This is a genomic window from Crenothrix polyspora, assembly GCF_900163755.1.
In the GTDB taxonomy this organism is placed as follows: Bacteria; Pseudomonadota; Gammaproteobacteria; order Methylococcales; family Methylomonadaceae; genus Crenothrix; species Crenothrix polyspora.
In genome coordinates this window covers 32597-55373 of sequence record NZ_FUKI01000079.1, presented here as the reverse complement: position 1 = coordinate 55373, position 22777 = coordinate 32597, and the positions used below count along the sequence as shown (strand labels likewise).

At 44.5% G+C, this 22777-nt stretch carries 12 protein-coding genes and 3 pseudogenes; 5 read left to right on the top strand and 10 right to left on the bottom strand.

What is annotated here, in order from left to right:
* Window positions 1–2 precede the first annotated feature (2 nt).
* Window positions 3–1160: a PDDEXK nuclease domain-containing protein gene (locus CRENPOLYSF2_RS04595; RefSeq protein ID WP_217884068.1), complete on the top strand. Its 1158-nt coding sequence runs from the start codon at window positions 3–5 to the stop codon at window positions 1158–1160.
* Window positions 1153–4521 carry a DEAD/DEAH box helicase family protein gene (locus tag CRENPOLYSF2_RS04590; protein ID WP_087142772.1) on the top strand — a complete coding sequence of 1123 codons (3369 nt, stop codon included), beginning with the start codon at window positions 1153–1155 and terminating at the stop codon, window positions 4519–4521. Before CRENPOLYSF2_RS04595 ends, CRENPOLYSF2_RS04590 begins: the two co-directional genes overlap by 8 nt.
* Window positions 4522–4665: 144 nt before the next feature.
* Here CRENPOLYSF2_RS04590 and CRENPOLYSF2_RS19340 read toward each other — a convergent pair whose 3' ends face one another.
* From CRENPOLYSF2_RS19340 to CRENPOLYSF2_RS04580, 3 genes are all read right to left on the bottom strand, one after another.
* Window positions 4666–4788 carry a hypothetical protein gene (locus tag CRENPOLYSF2_RS19340; RefSeq protein WP_272867685.1) on the bottom strand — a complete coding sequence of 41 codons (123 nt, stop codon included), beginning with the start codon at window positions 4786–4788 and terminating at the stop codon, window positions 4666–4668.
* A gap of 520 nt (window positions 4789–5308) precedes the next feature.
* On the bottom strand, window positions 5309–6232 hold the full coding sequence (locus tag CRENPOLYSF2_RS04585; protein WP_087142771.1) for a ParB/RepB/Spo0J family partition protein: 924 nt from the start codon (window positions 6230–6232) through the stop codon (window positions 5309–5311).
* A gap of 56 nt (window positions 6233–6288) precedes the next feature.
* Window positions 6289–7521: a ParA family protein gene (locus CRENPOLYSF2_RS04580; protein ID WP_176371034.1), complete on the bottom strand. Its 1233-nt coding sequence runs from the start codon at window positions 7519–7521 to the stop codon at window positions 6289–6291.
* Window positions 7522–7967: 446 nt separating this feature from the next.
* Here CRENPOLYSF2_RS04580 and CRENPOLYSF2_RS04575 point away from each other — a divergent pair, with 446 nt between their 5' ends.
* Complete coding sequence (locus tag CRENPOLYSF2_RS04575; protein WP_087142769.1) at window positions 7968–9239, top strand: replication initiation protein; 1272 nt, start codon at window positions 7968–7970, stop codon at window positions 9237–9239.
* Between the two features lie 27 nt (window positions 9240–9266).
* Here the strand turns inward: CRENPOLYSF2_RS04575 and CRENPOLYSF2_RS19155 are convergent.
* A pseudogene (locus CRENPOLYSF2_RS19155) lies at window positions 9267–9680 on the bottom strand (IS3 family transposase); the annotation flags it as partial.
* Between the two features lie 363 nt (window positions 9681–10043).
* Entirely contained in the window at window positions 10044–10661 is a 618-nt protein-coding gene (locus CRENPOLYSF2_RS04560) for a recombinase family protein (RefSeq protein WP_087142766.1), read from the bottom strand.
* Between the two features lie 172 nt (window positions 10662–10833).
* Here CRENPOLYSF2_RS04560 and CRENPOLYSF2_RS04555 point away from each other — a divergent pair.
* Window positions 10834–13852, top strand: a pseudogene (locus CRENPOLYSF2_RS04555) (Tn3 family transposase).
* A gap of 117 nt (window positions 13853–13969) precedes the next feature.
* On the opposite strand, the pseudogene CRENPOLYSF2_RS19540 reads toward CRENPOLYSF2_RS04555, so the two are convergent.
* Window positions 13970–15092 (bottom strand): annotated as a pseudogene (locus CRENPOLYSF2_RS19540) (Tn3 family transposase).
* Between the two features lie 448 nt (window positions 15093–15540).
* The gene (locus tag CRENPOLYSF2_RS19535; RefSeq protein ID WP_140396799.1) at window positions 15541–16665 is read right to left on the bottom strand and encodes a DUF4158 domain-containing protein; all 1125 of its coding nucleotides are present in this window, start codon (window positions 16663–16665) and stop codon (window positions 15541–15543) included.
* A 152-nt stretch (window positions 16666–16817) separates the two neighbouring features.
* On the opposite strand from CRENPOLYSF2_RS19535, the gene CRENPOLYSF2_RS04530 reads away from it, so the two are divergent.
* Window positions 16818–17423: a recombinase family protein gene (locus tag CRENPOLYSF2_RS04530; protein WP_087142762.1), complete on the top strand. Its 606-nt coding sequence runs from the start codon at window positions 16818–16820 to the stop codon at window positions 17421–17423.
* Between the two features lie 520 nt (window positions 17424–17943).
* On the opposite strand, the gene CRENPOLYSF2_RS04525 is transcribed toward CRENPOLYSF2_RS04530, so the two are convergent.
* The 3 genes from CRENPOLYSF2_RS04525 to CRENPOLYSF2_RS04515 form a co-directional block, all read right to left on the bottom strand.
* Window positions 17944–19452, bottom strand: a complete 1509-nt coding sequence (locus tag CRENPOLYSF2_RS04525) for a multicopper oxidase family protein (protein WP_245807896.1) — start codon at window positions 19450–19452, stop codon at window positions 17944–17946.
* A gap of 114 nt (window positions 19453–19566) precedes the next feature.
* Window positions 19567–19911 carry a hypothetical protein gene (locus CRENPOLYSF2_RS04520; protein ID WP_087142761.1) on the bottom strand — a complete coding sequence of 115 codons (345 nt, stop codon included), beginning with the start codon at window positions 19909–19911 and terminating at the stop codon, window positions 19567–19569.
* 112 nt (window positions 19912–20023) lie between these two features.
* Window positions 20024–22723, bottom strand: coding sequence for a cation-translocating P-type ATPase (locus CRENPOLYSF2_RS04515; protein WP_087142760.1), 2700 nt, complete (start codon window positions 22721–22723; stop codon window positions 20024–20026).
* Between the last annotated feature and the right edge of the window lie 54 nt (window positions 22724–22777).

The following is a 22777-nucleotide window of genomic DNA, read 5'->3' as shown; positions in this document are numbered from 1 at the left end:
ACATGGCTAAGCCATCCACGCCCACGCTTTCTTTTGAACAACTGGTGGTTGCCATCGGGCAAGTTCATGCTGAAATGGCCGCACAAGCAGGCCGTGCGGTCAACATAAGCCTAACCTTGCGTAACTGGCTAATCGGGGCGTATATCGTCGAGTACGAGCAACAAGGTTCTGACCGCGCCCACTATGGCGACAGGCTGCTGGAACGTTTGTCACATGATCTTCTGAAGGCCGGTGTTGTTAGGACAGAAGAACGCGAATTGCGCCGCTACCGTCAGTTCTACACCACCTATCCGCAAATTCGGGATTCACTGCCCCCCGAATTAAAAGCGCAACTCTCGCAACATGGCACCACAGCAATTCCTAAGATTCGGGATTCACTGAATCCCGAATTGACAACCTTTAGCAAAGAGATAGTGGGCAAACTTTCCTTCACCCACATCGCCGAATTATTGAAATGCGACGACGCGACAAAACGAACTTTCTACGAAATGGAGTGCATCCGGGGTAATTGGACGGTGCGCGAGCTAAAGCGACAAATAGCCAGCCTTTATTATGAGCGCTCAGGGCTTTCGACCAATAAACAACGCTTGTCTGAACTGACACAGGCCAGTGCGGAAGCGGCAACACCCACCTTAATGATACGCGACCCGTATGTGTTCGAGTTTTTGGGCTTAAAGCCACAGGAGGTCATGAGCGAATCGCACCTCGAAGACCAATTACTCGACAAATTACAGGAATTTTTGCTGGAGTTGGGGCACGGCTTTTGTTTTGAAGCGCGGCAAAAGCGCATTTTGATTGGTGAAACCCATTATTTTATTGATATGGTGTTTTATCACCGTATTCTGAAATGCCATGTCTTGGTCGAGCTGAAACTGGCTGAATTTAACCATGAAAATATTGGTCAATTGAATACCTATGTGAGCTGGTATCGCCAAAATATGATGACAGAAGGCGATAACCCGCCAGTCGGTATTCTGTTATGTACGCAGAAAGACCATGCCTTGGTGGAATACGCGCTGGCCGGTATCGACAATGGAATTTTTGTATCCAAATACCTGCTGGAACTGCCCAAAAAAGAAGATATGCAGCGGTTTATTGAAGCGCAACTGGCCGATGACCAACTCGCGCAAATGGATAAAAAAGGACCAGCCCATGAGTAAAACCGCAAAACGAAGCTTCCACCAGGAACTCGTCCTTAACCAATGGATGATGAGCTTTTTTAAAGACGGTAACCTTGAGGGATTAAAAAACCGCTTGGGTGAAGATCGGCATGAGGGCATAGAAGACGATGGCCAAAGTGGATTTTTCCATGCCCTTCAACACAACTTGTTTGAAGTAGATCGTATTAGCCAGCACGATTTGCGCCGATACGACCTGAACATTGTGCAGCACTGGAACGCTATTACGGAGCAGCGCAACCAACAGGAAAATTCCGTGCTGAATATGAAATATTTTCAGTACCTGTCGCTGCTGTTTACCGAGATTTACCTGGACTGGTATTTCAATCACCGTCAGCAATTGCTGGATGGATTGAATGCACAGATGAAAATCTACAACGACGCTGAAAAAGATACAGCGCACCGTTTTCAGTCCTTTGATGCCGATGAACTTAACAAACTGGCGTTTTGGAATGCTACCGGTAGCGGCAAAACCCTGTTATTGCACGTCAACATCAAACAATATCTGCATTACTTCCAAAATGGCAGAACCACCGCTTATCCCGATAAAATCATTTTACTGACCCCCAACGAAGGCTTGTCACACCAGCATTTAGCCGAATTAAAACTGTCGGGCTTTGACAACTTCCACCTGTTTGCCAAAAACCGTGGCGACGTTTTCAAAAACGCTATTGAAGTCATCGACATCAACAAACTCGGCGACCAAATGGGCGATAAAACGGTCGCCGTGGAAGCGTTTGAAGGCAATAATCTGGTATTGGTCGATGAAGGCCATCGTGGTACAGGTACAGCCGCCGGTGCCTGGATGAGTCGGCGCGAGTCTTTAGTGCGCGGCGGTTTTGCTTTTGAATATTCGGCTACGTTTGGGCAGGCGGTCGCTAAAGGCTTAACAGTGGAAAAGGCCGAAGAAGACTTGCAGAAGAAAAAAGCCAAAATACTGTTTGAAACCACCAACCTAAAAAAACTCGACGATGATCAAAGGCAACGGTTAAATCTGTCCAGCGAAGAAAAGCGCAAGGCGCGAACTTTAGCAACACGGGAAATTTACGCCAAAAGCATTCTGTTTGATTACTCCTACAAGTTTTTTTATGAAGACGGCTACGGCAAAGAGTCGTTGATCCTTAACCTGAAAGACGAGGATTACGAACAAGAAGACATTAAACGCCAGTACTTCACCGCTTGCCTGCTGAGTTTTTATCAGCAGCAATACCTCTGGCACAGCAATCGTGCAAAACTAGCTGACTTCAACATTGAAAAACCATTGTGGATTTTTGTCGGCAACACCGTTGCAGGGGAAGATTCGGACATTTTGAATGTACTGAAATTCCTGGCCGGTTTTTTAAACGACGAGGCAAAAACCAAGCTGTGGATAAAAGATTTACTCGCCAATACCGCCCGTCTGCTGGATGGCAAAGGCCGCAATATTTTCCATGATCGTTTTACACCGCTCATGGCATTCAGCGCCGATGAGGTGTACGCCGATATACTCAAAAAGCTGTTTAATGCTGAATCCAGACAACGTTTAAAAGTCGTCAATCTGAAAACCAGTAAAGGCGAACTGGTATTACGCGTTGGCAATGCCGAGCCATTTGGTTTGATTAATATTGGCGATGATGCCGGTTTTTTCAAAGAAGCTGAAGCGATAAATCAAGTTCCAAAATCTGACGCTGATCCTGAAATAAAAAAGAAAAAAGCTTTAGAATCATTTGATACTGAAGCAGATGACTTCGGTGGCTCTCTATTCGGTACGCTCAACGGTAAAGACAGTCAGTTGCATGTCCTAATCGGCTCGCGTAAATTTACCGAGGGCTGGAGCAGTTGGCGCGTATCCACGATGGGCTTGCTCAACATGGGTAAAGGCGAAGGTTCGCAAATCATCCAGCTATTTGGACGTGGTGTGCGCCTAAAAGGTCAGGATTATTCACTTAAACGTAGCATACCGAGCCAGCGGCCAAAGGGAGCACATCTGGAACGTCTCGAAACACTGAATATTTTCGGTGTCAACGCTGGTTATATGGCCACTTTCAAAGATTATTTGAAAGAAGAAGGCGTTACAACACCCGATGAAATGATCCAGCTAGATTTTAAAACCCGTGCCAATCTGCCAAAAAACTCCCTGAAAACACTGGCATTGAAAGACGGTTACAAAGATAACCAAATCAAGGGGTTTAAACGCACACACTTTCCGTGGCTATACGAAGTACCCGCCGAATTTAAGGATAAAATCAAAAAAGCGCATATCGAGCTGGATTTATATCCCAAGATTGAGGCAATGGCAGCTGGGAAAAGCCTTGATGGTGTAGCATCCGTTGTCAACATCAGGCAAGTGGGCAAAATTGTAAAAACGATAATGGTAGTGTTCGATTTTGACCGCATTTACCTGGCAGTACAGGCATTCAAACAACAACGCAGCTGGAGTAATTTGCGTCTGGATAGTTCACGGCTGATGAGCTTCTGTTTAAGCCGTGATGACTGGTACACCTTGTATATCCCCTCATCTGAGTTGACGGTCATTACTATTGCTGATATCCGCAAACAAGAAGATATTTTGATTCGTTTGCTACAAGACTACACTGACCGTTTTTATAAATCGCTGAAAAACGCCTATGAAGGTCAGTTTTATGATGTGGTGCATTTAAAAACAGACGATGATAGTTTACTTAAAGTTGTTCATTTTGACATCGACAATAATGAAGACGGCGAAGCTTATGAGAAGAGAATCCAGGCGTTACAGGTGCTTGTAACAGATGAAAAAATAGGTGAAGCCAGCCAGTGGAATGCAGGGCAAATGGTTGCCATTTGTTTTGACCGCCATTTATATTATCCCCTGTTCGCTATTGAAGGCGATGTACCGCTAAAAATGCGCCCACTGGCATTCGATGCGCCTAGTGAAGTGCAGTTTGTGCGCGACCTTGAAACCTTCTACAAGTCACCATTGGGTCAGCAAATGATTGGCAAGCGCAGTCTTTACCTGTTACGCAATGCAGATACCAAAACCAAAGGTTTGGGCTTTGCTTTGGCGGGTAATTTCTATCCAGATTTTTTGCTGTGGCTGGTGGATGACGAAACCGGCGAGCAATGGTTAAATTTTGTCGATCCAAAAGGCTTACGCCAAATGAGCCTGAATGATCCCAAGCTTGGGCTTTACAACGAAGTAAAAGTGATCCAAGAAAAACTGGGTGATCCGAAATTGACCTTGAATGCTTTTATAGTTTCAGGAACTTCGTTTAATAGTCTTTTGAATGTTTCATGTGAGCAATCTGAGCTGGAAGAACGAAATGTGTTTTTTATGGTTGATGGGGAGCAAAGTTATTTGCACAAGATGTTCAAAAAATTTATTTGAATATTGATATTTTCACCGTTCGCCTATTTAGGTAGCCAGTTCGACAGATTGCAACTGAACTGCCTAGTAAATCACAGCAGGGAAACAACCAACTAACCTCAAAATATTTTGTTGTACGCATTCAGCGGGGTCATAAAGCTATGCTCAACCCCATCGATAATCAACATACTCAGTGTTATTCCCCGAAATGTCTTTAGCATCATTTCGGTAGTGGGTTTGGTTGTCGCCCGCTTGGGTTGCCTGCATAAATGCCCGCCAGTTTTTCATTTTGTTCCTGCAAAGTTTTACGCACCTCAAACTCCACTAGGCATAATACCCGTAGGCAAATGGTAAGCTGCCGTACCAGTCCTTTGACACGGGTTGTTGAGCTCAAATATATCGCAGTGTCAAGCCCAGCACTTTGCCCCGGAAGCGGTTGAAGCCACGCTCGACGATATATTGGTCTCGGGGAGTACCTATTTTTTAAGGCGAGCCTCCAATGCCCGTTTAAGCCCAGTGAATTAATAATCCGACGTGTGTATTTCCGCCTCCTGAAGATGGTTTTCAAATCGAGCACGCTTTCGTTGTCCAAGCCATTTATTTGGGGCATTAGCAGTTGTAAAATGTCACCATAAACAGCGAAAGATTCGCAGCATTACTGACGGAGTCCTCCTTGGTGCTCATAAATTTCAGGCTCCCAGTATTGTTTTGCGTCTCGGAAGTTGAATGTAAAATTTACAAGTGCTGATTTGTTTTTGGATTTATGATTGTTTTTTATAATTACTTGAATTTATTGAAATTAAGAGTCTTAATTAATTTTTTCTATGAATTCATTGATCGCTGTTTCAATTATTTGCTTGATAGCTGTAACTTGATTCTGATCTTTTAATTTTATTGCAATGATATCATTACGACTAGATAACTCTGCAAATATTTTCTTACCTATTTTAAAAGTTGTTGGTTCTGTTATTTCCTTTGTATTATTTTTTTGAAGTACAAACGCCACTAGCTGGGCTTCTGTTTGAAGCTCTCCTGATAGAAGCATATTTAATCCTTGAATGATTTTACTTTCTTCTCCCTTTGCTATTTTTGCTGCTTGCGTTGCTCCAAGACAAAATGGTTGGTTTTTTATTAACCCTATCGCATCTTTTGGTAGTTTTTCAAATGAAAATAAATATGAAATAAGTGTAGGTGTAACCCCTGCCCTTTCTGCTATGCTTTTTTGTGTTTCACCTGTGTTATTTTGAATAATTTTAAATCCTTCGTATTTTTCAAAATCAGATAAATCTGATGTGAAAAAATTTGAATAAAATGCGGCTTCAAATACTTCGTTATCAGATATCGTTTTAATATCAGCTTCTATATGTGTTCTTCCGAGTTCTTTATAAGCCGCTACTCTGTTATGCCCTGCTACTATTTCATATTTATCTTCTGCAATTTTTCTAACAATAATAGGATGTACTAGCTGATTTGAAGCCAAATTGGCTTTTAGGTCTTCAAACTCTCCCGATTTTAGTTTACGCATTCTTTCAGGTACAGAAACTAATTGTTCTATCGGTAATAATTTGTTTTTTAGAACCTCTATCTCTGCCTTCGCTTTTTCAAGTTCGGCTGCGGTTCTTTGTTGGCTCATCAATACGCCAGGCCCTGATTTTGGTGCAAATGGTTTGTCGATATCTGATTGTTGAGGGTTGATGCCGATTGTTTTGAGTAGTCGTTCATTTTTTTTCATATATATTTAACTTTTTGATTTTAAAGGAATTAAGACTCTTAATTTGATAATTTATGCTAGCCTCTTTTCCAGGCTTCGTAAAGTTCTAAAAGAACTTGATCAGCCAGCTTATCCAATGGCTCCCTAAATCTTTTATATGCAGTTGATTTAACCTCATCGTAAGAAAGGTCAAAAATGGTTTTTAATTGACTGGTTGTTTCTTTCGGAATTTTAGAGTCTGGAATAATGACATCCCAAAGATATTCTTTAAAGCTATTTTTAATCCAACTTTTAATTATATTGCCTGTTGTGAAATCATCCTTTTCTAGCTTAGCTTTATTTATGATTACGCCAATGAAATCAAATTTTTTATCTTCAAAATAGCCTGGTAATAATGAGGATATTTCAGTAAAAACCCCGTAGAATTGAGTAAGTGATGCGAAATCTAGAGCTTCAAGGGGACATGGCGTTAAAATACCATCTGCCATAGCCATAGCGTTTTGAGTAAGATATCCAAGTGATGGTGATGTATCCAAAACAATTACATCATAAATATCTCTTAGTGGTTTTATGCCTTGATTTAGTTGATCCCAAAATACATACCCTTCTTTGCTTGCATTTGCAGGTAAGATGTATTCGGCACCTAAAACTTCAGAAGATGCGGGTATAAGGTCAAGAAAATCCCAATAAGTATTTTGTACTGCATACATTAAATCAGGTTCATCCTGATAGATAAATGGCATAATAGTTTCTTCATACTGAACCTCTACTTCAGGACTTATACCAAAAAGCGTTGTGGCGCTACCCTGAGGATCTAAATCAATAAAGAGAACTTTTAATCCCCTTAATGTTAAAGCTTGTGCAAGTGAAACCGAAATTGTTGTTTTACCAACGCCCCCTTTGTAACTGGCAACTGCAATAACTTTTCCTTGTTTCTTTTTTGGTAGGGGAGGCAGCTTGCCAATAAGTTTAATTAGTTCAATTGTTTCTTTGAGGGTATATGATTTGTAATTGTCACTAGATTTAACTTTTCCTCTTGTACTTTCGATAGAAATTTCAGCGGATTTAAATTCTGATTTAGTCATTTCACAGAGATCTGCTACTTGGTTAGTAGTAAATTCAGGAGGTAATTTTCTAGGGAAAGGTTCAAGCATAACTTGTCTAACTGCTTCAAGAACAGCTTTTGCATCAGCTGCAATATTTGTAACTTGAGTTATGGATATTTTTGGCCTAGGTTCTAGAATAGCTTTTACAATACTTTTCTGTTCTTGTTCTTTTTTAGGAGAAAAGTCTTTTTTAGGGCGTGCCATGTTAATTTCCTTAAAATTTAGTTTTATGTATTTAAAACTAGAAATAGAATTTAAACAAGACATAATTAAAAATTAATTATTCAAGCGTAAATTTACTCACCTTTGATGCTGTTGGAAAAATACTTTAGTTTGATTATAAATTATATTTGTCTTACAAATTAATGAGTTGTATTAAAACTAATTAATTGTTATCGATTTTTATTGTTTGAGGGATTTATGTTGTTTAGTTTATAATAACAGCTTAAATAGTTTGAATTACGTTTAAATTATTTAATATCAATTGCTTGCGTTATTTTAGGTGAGTAAAATAACGTCTCTTGGTGGTGTTAAATCCGTATCTTTACGTTAATAGGTGAGTGAAATTACGTTTCTTGGTGAGTTAAAATCCTTTTGATGTGGTTCTTAAGGTGAAGTATAATTAAAATATCTCTCTTTAGGCTAGTGTTATGGCAAAAACTAAAATTATTCATAAACCTAATGAATTAATACATATTATGCCAACACTGGAGCAACGCGTTTCAGGCACAATGAGGTTGCTTTATAATGCGGTAATTTTACTTTCTCAGCAAATGGGTAAACAGGATGAATATGTTGCTGTTTTAAGTGATGTATTACATTTGTGTAACTTGTCTTCTGATTTTAGAACAATAAAGAAAACATTTAAAGACATCAGAAGATTGGATTTTGAATGGCGTTATGTTGATGGTGTTATAGATGAGACGAGAGTTTTGGGGTTAATTGATGAACCAAGATTTATTTCTCGTAAGGGTCATCCTACTCTTGTTACTTGGAAATTAAATAAATTAATACAAGATAGATTGCTTGATCCAGCGATGTTTTTTACACGCATTAATTTGGAGATGATGACTAAGCTCACTAGATCTGGGGCATCGTTGGCTTTATATGAGATTTGCGCAAGATACTTAACAAATAATAAAGCGGGTGGCTCAGGAAGAACTGGAAAGCATGCGCTTGATTGGTGGATTCCCAGAATTGTTGGATCGCTTGAATATAAGCCAGAATATAAGTTTTTAAAACGTGATTTTATTAAACCAGCGTTAGAAGAAATTAACAATTTAACTGAGTTAAGGGTTGAGTTACAGGAATATAAATTTGGTCGTACTGTTAGGGAAATTGAATTTATAATTTCTAAACGTGTTGATCGTTCAAATGCCATTGAATATAAGGTGGAAGATAATTTAGACGGGGGAGGGCAGGGACATCTTTTCGGTAGGGTGTTAAGTTTTGGCATAAAACCAGAAGTTGCAAAAAATATTTTAGAAAGCTATGAAAATCATGATTATATAGGCCGTCATATCGATGGTCTTGAAATTGCTATCACAAAAGGAAACGTAAAATCACCAGCTGCATGGCTAAGCTCGTCGCTTGCTAAAAATTGGGATCATTCGAGTGTAGGAAGTTTGTCTAAAAAAACTGTATCGAGAATAGGTGTTAAGAATTCGGATGATAACACTAATAAACATAATGGTGATTTGATAGTGAGTTCTCCAGTTATTTCTACTGAAGATAGAGCTTTGGCATATTCTAATTTTGAGGCGTTGGCTGAAAATTTAAGAACTGATTTAATTAACCAGTTTTTGAATAGTTCTAGTGGATTTGTAAGAAGTGAATATGCCAAAAAGAAACTAAAATCATCTATTTTTTTGATTGGTTTTAAACAATGGCTTGTGCTAGAAAGTCATATACTTGCAAGATGATGTGTCAACACTTTTCCGGACACAAAGTTAAGCAGCTTTGAACTGCATTTCATAGTCTACTGGTGACAAATAGTTATTGGTGGAATGCAAACGCTCCCGGTTGTAAAAGACTTCAATGTATTCGAATATATCCTGCTTCGCCTCACTTCTGGTCTGATAACGCCTCTGATGAATCAGTTCGGTTTTTAAGGTATGAAAAAAGCTTTCGGCAACCGCGTATCCCAGCAATTGCCTTTGCGGCTCATACTTTGGATAATGCCGTGTTCGAGAAGCAGCGTCCGATGACTATCAGGCGTACTGGCTACCCCGATCCGTATGCCAGATTAGCCCTTTACCCGGTTTACGTTTCCATATTGCCATCAATAACGCGTCGTTAACCAGCTTGGCTTGCATACGTTCTGACATTGACCAGCCAACCATCTGCCGTGAAAATAAATCAATCTGTAAATTGACACAATTAATGAAAAGCGTAGTATTGATTTAAAAGTGTTTTTTCATTAATTGTGTCACCGTAGTGTTGAAAAATGACACAATGAATGAAAAATTTTTATAAACATGACATAAATAATGAAAAATCCTTACCCAAAAAATTGCGTCTTACCGGGAGCTGACCGTCATGTTTTCCTGAGGGATTGACCGTTTTTTTCATTAATTCTGTCACTGCTTTTTCATGAATGGGCCGGCGTTTTCATTAATGGTGGGTGCTAATCAACAAAAGGCTCTAAAGTTTCACGGGATTTAGTGACAAATTTGTTGTTAATTTGATTTTTTCTGAACAAGATGAGCTTCAACTTTTTTACTGTACTACTGGTCAACACCCAGCACCCTTTTACCATATTCTCTTAATGCACCATTAGGTGCAAGGTAACGATAAAGGGTTGGCTTGGTGATGCCTAGCTCTTTGCAAAGCTCGGAAATGACGGTTTCTTTTTGCCCCATTGCGGATTGAGCTAATCTTACTTGAGCTTTAGTTAATGAGAATTTTGCACCACCTTTTCTCCCTCTTGCCCTTGCCGCCGTTAAAGCCGCTTTTGTTCGCTCACTGATCAATTCACGTTCAAACTCTGCCAAGGCCGCAAAAATACCGAAAATTAGTTTTCCACTGGAAGTAGCAGTATCAATATTAGCCCCCTGTCCAGCCAACACTTTAAAACCAACACCTTTTTCAGATAACTCATGAACGGTAGTAACCAGATGTTTTAGATTTCGGCCTAGCCTGTCGAGTTTCCAGACTATCAAAAAATCACCCGCCCTTAACGCCTTTAGGCAGGATAACAAGCCGGGACGTTCGTCATTCTTACCGGACGCATAATCACTATAAATATGATCTGGCGTGATGCCATGCTCTATTAGAGCGTCGATTTGGGGATCAAGAACTTGGGAGCCATCGGATTTTGAGACCCTCGCATAGCCAATTAACATAACTTTACCCGTTTCATAAACGACCGTTTCTGTAACTCATAATTTTATAGGCTTAACGTGGCTTAAACAGTAACATAACCAGTTAATCATACAAAGTATCATAAACATGATAACACTATGTGAAACTATGACACTATAAGAGGCCGTATTGTTTTCATGGTGTAAGTGTTAAATGCCTAAAATAAAGATTTTCAACACCTCAGAAAAAAATGCCTTTGAATCGCCGCCTGTGTTTAATAGTCTTGAGCGCAGGAGATTCTTTACCCTGCCGCAGATGCTCAATGAGGCAATGGGAAACTTGAAGTCTCCAACGAATAAGGTCTGTTTTACGGTGACGGCAGGTTACTTCAAGGCGCGGCACCGATTTTTTGCCCGGCAGTTCCATCAAACGGACATTGCGTATGTTGCCAGGCAAATAGGCGTACAGATTGATGATGTTGATACGAGCGTCTATGACAAGGCCACGTATCTTCGTCACCAACACATCATTTTGAATTACTTCGGCTTTACCCTCTTTGATACTGTCGCAAGGGCATTTGCCAAACACGAAATATTAATCATGTTGCGCGTTCAGTTCCGGCCAAAATTAATTTTATTGGATATCATCCAGGTATTAACGCGTAAGGAAATTTCCCTGCCCAGCTATAACGTGTTGGCCGCTTTGATTGTCGAAGCGATTAATGAACATCAGCACGGCCTAAATAGAATCATCGAAGCCAGTCTGAACAAAGCCCAGCAAGACACGCTTGATGCCTTGCTGGAAAAGGCAACAGGATCGGGTTCTGACGAAAAATGGCGTTATCAAATTACGCTGCTTAAAAAAGCGTCCCAATCAACCCGGCCTTCGAAAATCGAAGCCAATCTTGCTGATCTACAAAATTTGATGGCACTTTATGTCGAATTTAAACCCGTAGTAAACCAGCTCGGTTTAAGTTATGAATGCTTGCGCTACTACGCCTATTCCGTTATCAAAGCTCAGGTTCATCAGGTTTCTCGCCGAGCAAAGCAGGATCGCTATTTACATTTGATAGCTTTCATTGTCTACCAAACGCTGAAACTGCAAGACATGTTAATAGATGTTCTGCTACTGGCCGTCCAATCTGCGATCAATGCCACTTATAATGAACATAAGGAAATTTGTTACCAAGAGATGGAAAGCCGGAATCAGTCCGTCACACAATTGGTTGACGGCCTGCAGAACGATTTTAAAAGCACCTTGGCCACAATCAAAGCCATCATTGCTGATGCGGGATTAACCGCAGACCAAAAAGTGGTGGCAATAGGGGAAACCATTAATCACCCCGTATCCAAAAAATCCGGCATTGAGCAACGAATCAACAAATTCAAGGATGAACTGACCACCCTTCAGCAACAAGGCATCGGTTATTACGACCTACTGGAAAAACGATCCCTCAAACTACAAGGCCGTGTTGCCGATATTGTGCGGCAAACGATTTTTGATTCAAATTGCGGCAAGCCACTGTTGCTTGAAGCCATCGTGCATTACCAAAAAAAGTCTGGAAATATCGACAAACAGGCACCGATAGCGTTTTTAACGCCAGAGCAACGTAGCTTGATCGTCGCTCAAGACGGCAAGTTCCGGGTATCTCTGTATAAGGCGCTACTGTATCTTGCGGTTGCGGATGCTATCAAATCGGGTGTCCTCAACCTGATTCATTCAGAAAAATATCGCTCCCTGGATGACTATATGATCCCAAAACCCGATTGGGATGCAAACCGGGATGAATATTTGTACCGGGCAGAATTAACCCGCTATGCTGATTGTCAGGCAACGTTGAAGGCATTGTCACAGGCCGTTGATTTACGCTATGAGGAAACTAACAACCGCTTTACAGCCGGCGGCAATCCACACCTGACGTTTCGTGGTGATGGCACGTTCCATGTTTCAACGCCCAAGCTTGAGGAAATGGATAGCTTGTCATTGGGCAGCATATTTCCGGAGCGGAAATATATCCCTTTGCTTGAAGCGTTGGCCACGGTTGATAACGCGACCGGATTCCTGGAAGAATTTGAGCATTGGCAGATGAAACACCGGCAAACCAAACCGGCCAAGAAAGTTTTTTTCGCGGGAATCATGGCCTACGGCTGCGATATTGGCCACCGTAAACTGGCGCAAATTTCTAAGCAGATCAATGAAAATGAGTTGGATAACACGCTGAATTGGTATTTTTCGTTAGCTAACGTCCAAAGCGCGAATGACCGCATTTTACAATTCATGGATAAGATGGAGATACCGGATATTTACCGGAATCAAGCCGGCCAGTTGCACACTTCCAGTGATGGGCAAAAAGTCGGGGTGTCTGTTGATTCACTCAACGCCAACTATTCCTTCAAATATTTGGGGAAAGACAAAGGCGCAAGCGTAATCAGTTTCATCGATATGCGCCAGATGATGTGGCATTCAATGGTTATCAGCTCTGCTGAGCGCGAAGCCCCCTATGTGATTGATGGCCTGATGCACAACGATGTTGGATACGCACGGTTATTCAGAAGTGATATTTGCCTCCACTTTTTTCCTGAACTTCACGTTTGCACCCCGCATCAAAGGACTCGGTCGCCAGAAGCTGTATGCGTTCAGGAATGGAAAAACAAAAACAACGGGGCAAGACATTCAGGGCTTTCAACCTGATCGATATATCAATGAAGAAATTACTAGCGTCCAGTGGGACGAAATGTTGCGATTTATAGCGACAATCAAGCTAAAGAAAACGACGGCTTCGCAGCTTTTTAGGCGATTGAACTCTTACTCCAAGCAGCACCCGCTGTATAAAGCATTGAAAGAATTTGGCAAGATCCCTAAGACGCTGTTTATCTTGAAGTATGCAGACGACCTCGAATTCAGGCAAGCGATTGAGAAACAACTCAATAAAGTCGAGGGGGCGAATAAATTATCCAAGGCGATTTCACTGGGAAATGACCACGCGTTCTCTCAAGGCGAAAAAGAAGACCAGGACATTGCGGAAGGCTGCCGCAGGCTGATCAAAAATACCCTTATATGTTGGAACTACCTTTACCTTACAAAAGAACTCGGCAAGGATAATAACGAAGAACGTAAAAAGGAACTCATTGAAGCCATCCGCAATGATTCTGTCATGCGGTGGAGCCATTTTAACTTGCAGGGAGAGTATGATTTCTCGGATGAAAAAATGGTAGATTCCATCGGGTTGTAAGCTCTCGAAAAACTGCTTCTAAAAACAGCCAAAATTTGAGAGGTCGAAAATCGCCTATAGGCCTTTATGGATAGGAAGCTAGCCAAAATCCAGTGAAACTTTAGAGCCTTTTGTTGATTAGCACCCAATGTGCTGCCTGTACAAATGGTCATCAATGAAATCAAGGATATGAATTGACCGGCAAACATTTTCCAACTCCCACAGGGCTTTCTTGGTCTGGTTCTGCCGGGTATAGCTGGTCAGCTTGCGCACGATGGTTGCCTGGGTCACTTCCTTTTGGGCCAGTGAGGCCAGAATCCGTTGATTAATAGGCCATTCCTTAACGATCAATTGCTCTAAAACCTTGCGTGCAGGCCTGATCAGGACATCGCCATAGTGGCTTGGGTGATGGAACCCAACCAGTCCATCCATTTTCTTGTGCAGGTCACGATAACGCGGTGCGAATTGATATTGGAAGACGCGCAGGATCAGGAAATTCACTTGGTTGGTGCCGTGTGTCCGTCGAATGGCGCTCTGGCCTGATATCTGTTGTATTGTTGTGCAGGATGTCGAACACAAAATGTGATTCGTGTTCGTGCGTGCCGATAATCTTGGCATTGATCGGCACATGGTTCGCGGACAAGGTGTAGGAACTCACGCCCTTCTTCAGGCCGAAATACTTGTTGGCGTGCTGGGCGTTGATGGTGTTGATTTGTGTCTCGATACGCTGGCCATCGCTGCTGGAGTGTATTTGCTGGTCGATATCGTACTCGCGGAACACGGGTAATGCTGCCGTGGCATTGGAAATGGCATCATTTGCAGCATGCAGGGTTTCCACCCGTAGAAAATTGCGGGCCGTTGCCAGCAACGCCGAATGGCTAAGCCCGGAGACTTCCGCCATTTTCCATAACCCCATATTCGTACCCATGGCTACAATACAGGCAAGTATCAGACGCGGATCGGCATCTTGTTTGACGTAGCGCTCCAGTACATGGGTAAACGCCTTCAAGAACCCGGTTTCCCCTGCCACAAACCAGAGCAGGTCGGCAACGCCAATACCCGGCAATTGGCCATAGAAGGGGCTATTGGTTGTTTCTTCCTCGGTCGGATAGATTAATGACCACCGGCGCTTATCCCCAGCGCCTGTGATCTTAATGTATTTATTGTCGCCGTTATCAATGCGCTGGTTCACGGACTTGTATTTGCCTTCAAGCTCCTCCTGTAATTGAGCCAAGGTTTCCTGGATCGGTGCCAGTAACATAGGTGCCCCGATCTCGCGCAGTATCGCGTCCCTATCCTTCTTCCAGCGCTCAGTGCCGATCAAGTCATCCTCGAAACTGCGGAATTCGTCGCTGTCCTGGACAAAGACATCACATGCCTCCAGCGCTTTGCGGAGCTGGCGGTAAACAAGGAACTCATAACGGTCCACTTCCAGGTGTTTTTTCTTTTGTTTCTCCACCTTCGTATACAAATAGCGCAGCACATTTTTTGTGATAATACCGGTCGGGAAATTGTCAGGCTCGATTTGCCGGGGTGTCTTGCCCTGACGTAGGAGTTCCTGTAAAAATAGGATAGCCTCCAGAAGCGGTGCATCTTCCACCAGGCCGGTGAAATCCAGGTTACAGAACAAATGCCGCAGATTGAGCTTAAATTTGTGTTGCAGCTTGCCGTAATACGACCATTCAAAAGCGGCCTTGTCGAATTCGATATTACGCATATAACCGGACACCAGGGGGAAACTCTCGGCGGTGAGCAGTGAAAAGGCCTTTTGCTTGATAGCCGCAAACGGTGTTTCGCCCGGTATTGAAGCATCGGTGAACAGTTCGAGCACCTGCCCAGCCGCGTGAAGGTTGGCGCTGGCTTCGGTTATTGCTTGCTGAATGGCCTGCTCGGCGGCAAGCTTGGCCTGTTTTTCGTATTGGCCAATGAGATGGATAAGGGCATCGATCAGATTGTCGTTGATTTGCCGAAAGCGGTGGAAGGCGAAACACAACAGGTACAACCGCGTCGTGGGTGCCGCCATGCGCTGGAGTTTGTAGACGGTGTAGAACTGCACCATTGACAACACTCTCATTGGATAGCCCATTTGCGCCCAGAAAGGATTTGCCGAAGGCATATAGCGGTTGGATAGTTTTTCGGCGGCTAACCTCTTGGCGTAACTCACTGTAACTGAAGTCTTTCGGCTCGTGTTTGAGCATGCTGATCGGGTATATGCCTTCATCCGATTTTAGTAGGGCTTCCAGTTGTTCCTTGATTGCCGGTGTCATGGTTTTGTCCAACAAATCGGTAATCCGACGGTGTTCACCGGTGACAACCTGCCCCACCATATCCTGCAAATAGGTGTACCCTGGGGCGACAACGCGCTGATTTGCCAAGTAATTCAGGGCTTCACGCAGGATGTAGACCGGCTGTGTCGACAATTTGGCGACGCGCTGCGCCTTCAGTTTCAGTTCTGCCTTGGCAGTGCCATCGCAGAGTCGGAAATCGAACAACTGAAGTATGATCCGCTGTTGTTCGAGACGGGTGGGTTTAGACAATGCCTTGACCGTAGCCAATTCCTTGCCTGGGAAGTACTTTTGGAGAATGTAACCAAGATCGTCGAGCACAGCGTCCCGTTCGTAAACGAAAAACTGCCGCTTGGCCTTAAAATAACCGAGTTGGAGCACCAGGTGAGCAGCCGCCGAGCGGGTGTGGATACCGTCAACTGCACCCCGTTCGGCCGGACTTAAATCAAAGTACAGGCAACGGTCCTTATCGCTGAAACGCGGCAACCCGTAGAGGTCATCGATTTCCCTTTTTGTCAGGATCGCAAGGCGGCGTGAACTGGCCTTCATACTGGAACCACGTCCAGGGAGTGCAAAAAGTGTAGTTTTTGCACTGTCACACTATCGGCTTTTTTCAAGTGCATTTCCTTTGGTTTCAAGTGCAAAAACCTTTGCAAAAATCATAATGCATTTAACCCTGCTATGTGTTAAGTTTTTGCACTATGCCAACCGAATCCGCCCTTACATCAGTATCACCCCACCGAATCGGCTATGCACGCGTCAGCAGTCGTGGCCAGAATCTTGACTCCCAAATGGATGCATTACAAAAAGCAGGGTGCGGCAAAATATTTACCGACAAAATGACTGGTTCGCACATGGTAAGACCAGGCTGGGATCAGCTACTGGAATATGCCAGACCCGGTGATATTTTGGTCGTCAGCGAATTGAGCCGTATGACGCGCTCCTTGATGGACTTGCTGACAACAGCAAAGTTATTGGAACAACGGCAAATTAACCTGGTGTCTTTGCGTGAAAATATCGATACCACAACCGCCACCGGCCGTTGCTTTTTGTCGATGATGGGAGCCATCCACCAAATGGAACGGGAACTACGTGCGGAACGGGCGGCAGCAGGCCGTATATCCGCCAAAACGCGTGGTAAAACAGGGGGAAGACCTAAAATCGACCCCGAAAGATTAGAAAATGCCAGGATATTGTATGAAAACTCGGACAAGACTGCCGCCGAGGTGTGTGAGATTGTTGGTGTAGGGAGAAGAAAGTTCTTTTCGCATCTCGCTGCCAAACGGAATGACTCGGATAAAACTTAAAATTTCATTGGGTTTGCAAGTAGCTATAAAATATGGAATTGTTGCAAACTTTTACCTTTTCGAGGGGATGGGCAAAAATAGCCAGTTTACATAAGGTAACCCAGAGTGTGGAGGCTAAAGCTGCGATTTCAAACAGTTGTTACAAAAGGCAACAGCCCCTAAGGTTTGGTAATAATTCATTTAGGCCTTGGGCTATTTCTTCCGATAGTCTTTTTACTGTGCTCATCAATCGTTCTGAGAAAAATTTTAGTCAATGTATATTATCCACTAAAGCGATAGGTGTTGAGCCCACTTGATAATCGAAACGCTGCGAACTCTAGCCATACAAGAGAGAATGGCGTATGTCCGCAATAAAAGGGTAAGTTTCCGGCATGTTGGTTTTTCGGGATACTCTGAATTGCTGTGCGTTACGTACCTTTATGCAGAATGCCCCATTATTCAGTAGCCAGAGCTTTTAATACCGCCTCGGAAGCCAGGGAAAAAAGGCTTTCGAAGCATAGCAAGACATTATTCCACTTTTTTATTTAATATCCCAAAGCCCCGCCATGCCAATCTCTTCATGTTCGAGAATGTGACAATGGAACATGGTCGTACCGGTAAAATCCTTAATGGGCACTAACAGCTTAATGCGCCCCTTTTTAGGCACGATAACGGTATCTTTCCAGGCTGGACTTGTCGTGTAAAACTTTGTATAAGCCGTGTCGCCACCGGTAATTGAAATAACCTGGGCAGGATTGACGTGTTGATGGAAAGGGTGATCCATCCCGCTATTATTGATAATTTCCCATATTTCATAGCTGTTCAACTTGGAATGGGCGGTATAAGCCTTGGTCGAAGAATAGGCAATATCATTGATGGTGGCCGTATCGCCCATACCGCCCATACCCGCCATGCCACTCATCATTTGCATGTCCAGAACCATCTTTCGGGTCACTGTGCCTTTTGGAACAGTTAGCCGTACTGCCTTGTTGTTTATCTTGGCAGGAATTTTGTTAGCAACGACCTTACCGGTGACATTAACCGTCAGCAAAGTAATTTTCTGGCTGCTACTTGCGCTGGCCATCATGCTCTTATCATCGGTGGCATAAGGGCTTGACAGTAACTTGTAGTAACCTTTGGTAGCCGATGCCTTGACCATAATATCAATACGTTCGCCTGGCGAGAGCAAAATACTGCTTTGTGGATACGGTTTATCCAGTAAGCCGCCATCTGTACCGATGATTTGCAGGTTATGGCTGGCCAAACTGAGTTTATAAAAACGGGCATTGCTGGCATTGACTATTTTCCAGTGTTGCACTTGCCCGGGCTTCATGTTCAGCACCGGATTGACCTTGCCGTTGACCATTATGATATTGCCTTCCTTGCCGTGCATGGAATCAGCCATGACGTAAGGCGCTGGCGCTGAACCTTTCAGGGTAATGTCTTTTAACATCATCGTGTGCGTTTCATAACCCGCCAGAGCCGCGGTTTCATCAGCCACTTCCAGCGCACCGGCCATGCCGCCCCAGACTTGCTCTGCCGAATTGCCGTGAGGATGCGGGTGATACCAGTTCAAGTTGCCGCCAGAATGTTTTGACAAATCATATTCATAATTGAAGGTGTCGCCGGACTTGAAACTGAGCATGATGTTATCTGACTTGCCCTTAGGTGAAACATGCAAGCCATGCGTGTGCAAATTGGTCAAATCGCGGGTTTCGCCCATCGCGTTGACACCGCTATTGGGCAATGAGTTTTTAAAATGGACTTTTAATACATCCCCTTTTTTGACCTTGATAGTCGGTGCCGGATACGTACCGTTGTAGGTCATTAATTTGGCGGTTACGCCATTGACATTGATTGGCGCAATCTTGGCTTCCAGATTCACCTCGACAATACCGGGGATCTTGGAAATATTGGCCATTGCCACGGGATCTTTGAAAGCCATACCGCGTGGTGGGTCAATCGTAGTGATCGAGCCACCCATAACACAAGTTGTTGCCAATAGGCTGACCATACCGGCCAAAATCCCCGAAGTCTTCTGAATTTTCATGTTTATTTATCCTTATTACGGTTTCCTGTTGTAAACCGCTATCTTGAAACCGTTAATTTTCCCCAGTGCCTTAAATCCCAAGGCACTGGGTTCGTAAATTCATTTATAACTTTACTACTGCGCCGTGCCCCGATGCATCTCGGCCATCTTCCGGTTAGAGGCGACGACTTTTTCATAATCATCAACCAGCCTTTGGCAATGCGCTTTAAAATCTTCAGCCTGTCTACCGTAAAGATAGGCTTTTGACTGGTACTGACTGAGCAGTTTCTTGTGCTCATCAACCTTAAGCTGCATTTCATCGGCTGCTTCATCATAATGTTTCGCCAGCGCCTCATGATCGGCTTTGGATTCTGCATTTTGCACGGCTTGGCTCATATCCATAGGATGCGGGTTCATTTCGGCGCAAGCAGTCAGTAAGCCAGCAGTTAAAAGCAAGGTAATCAATAATTTTGTTTTCATGTGGATTCTCCAAGGTTATTCAATAGTTTAGTGACTTTTTTTTTCAGATTGTTAGTGGGGTTATCAGTTTTACCTCCTTTATAATTTACGGGTTGAAAAATAACGTATCGTTTCAGATTTTCTTTGCTTGGCTGCGGATGATTTTTCTCAGTTCTAGGGCTGTCAATGGTATAAATCCAACCCCGATCCAGGTTACGCACTGATGTAGCGACACTGGTTCGATCTGAAACAGCGTTTGCAGCATGGGGACATGGTGTATCGCCAACTGCAAGGTGAAGCTCACTGCCACAACCAGAAACAAACGCATGTTGGAGAATAGGCCTATCTGCCAGAGGGGGCGCTGCTCACTCCGTGCGCCGAAGGCACGCAACAGTCCGGTGATCACCAGGGCGGTAAAGGCGGCATCGCGGGCATGATCAAGGCTGTTGCCGATTATATATAATTCATAGGCAAACACGCCAAGTGTGACACTGGCGGCCAATAAGCCGGTGAACAGGGTTAGTTTGAGTAAATTCCGGTTGAGCAGCGCTGACTTGGAACATCGCGGCGGGCGATTTAACACGTCGGCATCAATTGGATCAGTCGCCAAGGCCAGTGCTGCAAAGCCGTCTGTTACTAGGTTGATCCACAAAAGGTGCAACGGCAATAGTGGCAGTGGCCAGCCCAGCAGAACCGCAATCAGCATCACGATCAATTCGCCGGTACTGCTGCCCAACAGATAAGCTAAAGTTTTGGCAATATTGTCATAAATGCCCCGTCCTTCTTCTACGGCGGCGACAATGGAAGCAAAGTTGTCATCGGTGATGATAATGTCGGCCGCCCCCTTGGTCACCTCGGTTCCGGTGATGCCCATAGCGATACCGATGGATGCTTCCTTAATCGCAGGCGCATCATTAACCCCGTCCCCGGTCATCGCCACGACTGCCCCCCGTGCTTTCCAGGCACGAACAATGCGGAGCTTGTGCTCAGCAGTAACCCGCGCATAAACCGAAACCTGTGCTACCCGTTGCTTCAGCGTTTCATCATCCAAGCGGTCAAGCTCAACTCCTACGAGAACTTCGTCACCCTTGCCCAGAATACCCAATTCACAGCCTATTGCCCGCGCAGTGTCTGGATGATCGCCAGTAATCATCACGGTTTTAATGCCTGCCCGTTTGCACTTGGCCACAGCCTCCTTAGCCTCACCTCGTGGCGGGTCTTGTAAGCCTACAAGTCCCAAAAAGGTAAGCGCCTGCTCGATCTCGGCATCGTTTACACCCTTGCCTTGTTCGAAACTGAAGCCGTCCAGCGGTCGCTCGGCAACGGCAAGCACCCGCAGGGCATCGCTCGCCAATAATATATTAGCGTGGAGGAAGCGGGTACGGTCGCTCTCAGTCAGTTCCCTTATTCCCTGGTCGGTACGAATTAAGGTACAACGGCTGAGAATAACTTCGGGTGCGCCTTTAACGAAAGCCCAGGTATGGTTATCCCGACTACGAATGACTGTCATGCGCTTGCGCTCGGAATTGAAAGGCACAGTAGCCAGACGAGGCATTTGGGTCTCGAAGACCCCACGGGTAATGCTGCCTTTTACAGCGGCCACCAGTAGCGCCCCCTCAGTAGGATCGCCGATCACTACAGGCCGGTTATCTATTAATGTCAGTTCAGCATCGTTACAGGCGGCCAACGTCCGCAGCAAAGCCAGGAGATCAGGTTTTTCTGATGGCATGCTTTCCACGTTGCCGGAAAAAAAAGTGCCTTCTGTGGCGTAACCTTCGCCGGTGACGCGATACAAATTTTCTGGAGTAATCAACTTTCGGGCAGTCATTTCACCCATCGTCAGCGTGCCGGTCTTATCCGTACAGATAACCTGGGCGCGGCCTAGCGTTTCGACTGAAGCTAGGCGCCGCACCAAGGCATGACGCTGCACCATACGCTGCACACCCAAAGCGAGCGCGATAGTCACCACCGCCGGTAAACCTTCTGGGATAGCCGCTACCGCAAGACTCACCGAACTCAAGAACAGCTCAAACGGCGGAATTCCACGCCATAAGCCGAGGCCGAAAATTAACGCGACGATGCCGAAACAGGCCATCAACAGCAGACGACCTACCCGTTCAAGTTGGCGTTGCAACGGGGTTTCTCCGCTTTCGGCAGCCTCCAGAAGTTTAGCGATATGGCCGAGTTCTGTTTCCATGCCGGTATTCACCACCAAGGCGCGGCCTGAGCCTCCGGTTACGCTGGTGCCGAGGAAAACCATATTGTTCCGCTCCGCCAGCGGCGTTTCCAGAGGCAAGCCATCGGTGAACTTGTCTACGGCTTGCGATTCACCGGTGAGGGGTGCTTCGTTGATACGAAGCACTGATGTCTGGATCAGGCGAGCGTCCGCAGCGACCAGATCCCCGCCTTCCAACAACAGGATATCGCCCGGAACGATTTCAGTTGCGGCGACCACTACGCTATGGCCGCCGCGCACCACGCGGCAATGAGGCGCAGTCAGACGAGCTAATGCGGCGGCCGCCTTCTCGGCACGATACTCCTGAAAGAAACCGATCACTGCATTCAGGATTACGATGGCAATGATGGCGATACCGTCTACCGTTTCACCCAGTGCTGCGGAAACTGCCGCCGCACCAATCAGTACCCAAATAATCAGACTTTTGAACTGACTTACAAAAATGACCAAAGCCGAAAATCGCTTACCTTTGCGCAGTTTATTTTGTCCATACTGGGCGAGCCGGTTTTTCGCTTCATTGGCCGAAAGTCCTTGCTCTACATCGGTAGCAAGAAGGCTTATGGCTTCGTTAACCGATAGCTTGTGCCATGCGTTCATAGTGGTGTTCCTCCCATTAACATTAGTAGCGCATCTGCAAAATTATTACCATAC